The 4,181-nt window shown below is 33.9% G+C and carries 3 protein-coding genes; all 3 read left to right on the forward strand.

Going from position 1 to position 4,181, the window contains the following annotated elements:
- The first annotated feature begins 316 nt into the window (after window positions 1-316).
- Window positions 317-1,582 (forward strand): ClC family H(+)/Cl(-) exchange transporter, encoded by a 1,266-nt coding sequence (locus HMPREF2811_RS03965; RefSeq protein ID WP_141749254.1) that lies wholly within the window; start codon window positions 317-319, stop codon window positions 1,580-1,582.
- Between the two features lie 93 nt (window positions 1,583-1,675).
- The gene (locus tag HMPREF2811_RS03970; protein ID WP_071408202.1) at window positions 1,676-2,560 is read left to right on the forward strand and encodes a UTP--glucose-1-phosphate uridylyltransferase; all 885 of its coding nucleotides are present in this window, start codon (window positions 1,676-1,678) and stop codon (window positions 2,558-2,560) included.
- A gap of 60 nt (window positions 2,561-2,620) precedes the next feature.
- The gene (gene recA, locus HMPREF2811_RS03975) at window positions 2,621-3,670 is read left to right on the forward strand and encodes a recombinase RecA (RefSeq protein WP_071408203.1); all 1,050 of its coding nucleotides are present in this window, start codon (window positions 2,621-2,623) and stop codon (window positions 3,668-3,670) included.
- The last annotated feature ends 511 nt before the right edge of the window (window positions 3,671-4,181 follow it).

Raw genomic sequence — 4,181 nt, forward strand, 5'->3', positions numbered from 1 at the left:
TTTCTATATACTTGGCTATTGGGCGCTTACGATTATTGTAAAAAACATTGGCATAAAAAGGTGAGTAACTCAATTTTGTGCATTGATAAAAAAGCAGAATTTTAAAACTCCTTAACAATACTGCGATGAGATAATAAGTTTTAATTTTCCCATTTTTTAACCTAATAATAAAAAGTTGAAGCATGTTTTAGTTGTATCGGCAATAGTTAAAAAATTTTTGATGAACCTTTTTTTGTTCTATCCGCTTTGATATACTATACATTGGAATATAGAGGTGAATAAATTGGAAAGTTATTGTCTAAGCAAGCAAATAAAAATGTTAGGGCTCGGAATTGTTGTAGGGGCTATTTCAGGTGTGATAGTAAGTGCGTTTCGATTTGGTATAGGAATCATCTATTCTCAGGTTGGAGAACTCTACCATCAAATGAAAGGTAATACCTTGATAACGGTGCTGTGGTTAATGGCTTCATTGATATTAGGATGGTTATTATCAATTGTCACTAAAACGGATAAAGACATTAAAGGAAGTGGCATTCCACAAGTAGAGTTACAAATGCATGGAAAATTATCAATGAACTGGTGGAGTGTGCTTTGGAAAAAATTTACTGTTGGTACATTGGCAATTGGTTCAGGATTGATGTTAGGGCGAGAAGGTCCGTCAATACAGCTAGGGTCGGTAGTAGGACTTGGATTAAGTCAAACTCTGAAACTTGATGATCGGACTAAAAAAGCTCTCATTGCTTGCGGAGCGAGTGCAGGGGTAGCCGCTGCTTTCAATGCTCCATTAGCAGGATTAATGTTTTCAATAGAAGAGCTCTACAAGAAGATGAACCATCAAATTATTTTAATGATATTAACCTCTTCATTAACGGCCCATCAAGTTTCGGCAAAGGTTTTTGGACATCAACCTACTTTAATGTTATTGAATGAACATGCTTTTCCACCTAATCAATATTATTGGTTAGTAGCTTTAGGGTTTTTTCTTGCTTTTGGTGGCTATTTCTATTCAAAAATAACCTTATCTTTACCAACGATTTTTAAGGTTTGTTTTTCGTTAATAAATAAACATTATTACGGATTAATACCATTAGTTTTGATAATTCCCTTAGGGATTTTCTTTCCTTTTTTATTAGGTGGTGGAGGACCCTTAATCCTTTTTTTACTAAATAATCATTTTTCGCTAAGCATGTTAATTTTATTTTTGCTATTACGCTTTACTTTCTCAATGTTATCTTTTGGTTCGGGTTTACCAGGAGGTATTTTCTTGCCGATATTAAGCCTAGGGGCGCTTCACGGACTTGTTTTTGCAACAATTGCGACACAATACTTTGATTTTCCGGAAGGGTTTTTATCTTATCTAGTCATGTTTTCGATGGCGGGGTATTTCGCGTCTATTAGTAAAGCGCCATTTACGGCCATATTATTAGTGACTGAAATGGTAGGAGGAATGACACAATTAGTCCCAATTGCAATTTGTGTCTTAGTCTCTTATTTTGTGGCTACGTTACTAGGTGTGCAGCCTATTTATGAAGTATTAGCTGAAAGACTGTATCAGGATCAAAAAAAGATTCATCAAAGTTAAGATAATGGTCTGTATGTTATTTGTATTAAAGCTTGAGATAGGAATATCAATAGTTTCTATGGTATAATATTTAAGAATGTGAGGAGGCATTACATGACAAAAGTACGTAAAGCAGTTATTCCATCTGCTGGTTATGGAACGGGTTTTTTTCCAGCGACGAAAGCAAGTTCTAAAGAATTGTTACCCATTGTTGATAAACCAATTATCCAATTTATAGTAAAAGAGGCTTTTAATTCAGGAATTGAAGAAGTATTGATTATTACCGGTAAACAAAAACGCTCAATTGAAGATCATTTTGATTCGAATTATGAATTAGAACAAAATTTAGCTGAAAATGGTAAAGACGCGTTATTAAATATTGTAAAATCGACTACCAGAGAAGGTTTATATTTTGTTCGCCAATCTTATCCTCTAGGTTTAGGCGATGCCATCTTACATGCGAAAGCATTCGTTGCTAATGAACCTTTTGCGGTATTACTAGGTGATAACATTACCGAAGGGAATATCCCGGTGACCAAGCAGCTAATTGATTTATATGAAGAACATCAATCGGCCTGTGTAGCTGTTGTCGAAATGGAAAATACACCAGAGAAAAAATATGGTTTTGTACAAAAGGAACCTAGTGAAGTGTCTGATGAAACGGTTTTTTCTGTCAAATCTTTTGTCGAAAAACCAAGTAAAGCAGATCAACCTTCAAATTTAGTTATAGCGGGACGATATATATTAACTCCGGATATATTTGAAGTGTTAGAGTCATTAAAACCAGGTGTTGATGAAGAAATTCAATTAACAGATGCTATTAATCAATTATCTCAAACCAATAAAGTTCTTGCTAAAGTTATTGAGGGCGAACGATTTGATGTTGGTGACAAATTAGGCTATTTGGAATACAGCTTACAATATGGCTTGAGACATCCTGAAACGAGTCAGGATTTAAAAAAATATTTAATTGAGTTAGTAAAACAACTAAAACAATAGAGTAAAATACGTTAATTTGCGTATTTATAATTAGAGAATTATCTAAATGGAGGGGAAGAGTTGGATAAAGAACGTCAAATAGCTTTAGATAAAGCGTTAAAACAAATAGAAAAAGACTTTGGAAAAGGATCGATTATGAGAATGGGTGAGAAAACTGAAACTCAAATTTCAACCATTCCATCAGGATCATTAGGTCTTGATATTGCATTAGGAGTCGGTGGTTATCCAAGAGGTCGTATCATTGAGTGTTACGGACCAGAATCATCAGGTAAAACAACCGTCGCATTACATGCTATTGCTGAGGTACAAAAACAAGGTGGAACAGCTGCCTTTATTGATGCTGAGCATGCACTAGATCCTGCGTACGCAACTAATTTAGGTGTCAATATCGATGAGTTATTGTTATCACAACCTGATACTGGAGAACAAGGTTTAGCCATCGCCGATGCATTAGTAGCAACGGGGGCCATTGACATCATTGTAGTTGACTCTGTTGCAGCCTTAGTACCAAGAGCCGAAATCGAAGGAGAAATGGGAGACTCCCATGTAGGGTTACAAGCCAGATTAATGTCACAAGCATTACGTAAACTTTCAGGTACTATCAATAAAACAAAAACCATCTGCTTCTTCATCAATCAATTAAGAGAAAAAGTAGGGGTAGTATATGGTAATCCAGAAGTTACGCCAGGCGGACGTGCTTTAAAATTTTACTCAACAATTCGTATGGAAGTACGACGTGGTGAAATTATCAAAGATGGCACACAAATGATTGGAAATAGAACCAAAATTAAGATTGTAAAAAATAAAGTTGCACCACCATTTAAAGAAGTCTTCGTAGACATCATGTATGGAAAAGGAATTTCACAAATCGGCGAATTGGTAGACTTAGCCGCTGATGCCGATATTATTAAAAAAGCAGGATCATGGTATTCATATGGTGACATTAGATTAGGTCAAGGTCGCGAGAATGCTAAAGTTTACTTGGAAGAAAATCCAGAATTATTACAGGAGATTTTCGATAAAGTAAGAAGTTTCTATAATATTTCTAATAAGAAAGATAAAGCCAGTGATTCAGAGGAATCTGTAGAAGCTTTATTCGATATGAAATAAGAATGCCACTGAAAAACATAAGTTGTGATGAATAAAATATATTAGAGTCCCCTAAAAATGTTAGATATAATTTTTAGGGGGCTTTATTAAAATGTGTAACTCTTAACGAGACGAAAATAGGTTGTTTAAAAGTAAATAATTTTATCATTAGCGAAAACTTTAAATAGAAAAAGAAGTAATTCTAAAATTATTGAAAAAGAAAGCTTTACTTGTACCTAACCTATAAATGCAGGAAGTAAAGATATCAAAACAATCAAACAACTACAAAATCACCGTGATTTAGAGAGATATCAAAATGGGAGAATAATCGCTCACAAATAGTAATCAAAAATGTAAGTTAAGTCTATTATAAAACTTGCATCAATATTAAGTGTCGAAATAGAAGATTATAAGTAAAGACTCCTAATCTCCTAATGATTGATTTGATACAAGTTGCCAGTATAAAAGAGTGATAACATCATTTTAATCGATATTATGAGTATTTCTGTAAAAAATGTAAAAATAAAGTAAA

The sequence above is a fragment of the Globicatella sp. HMSC072A10 genome (assembly GCF_001811625.1).
Lineage (GTDB): Bacteria > Bacillota > Bacilli > Lactobacillales > Aerococcaceae > Globicatella > Globicatella sanguinis.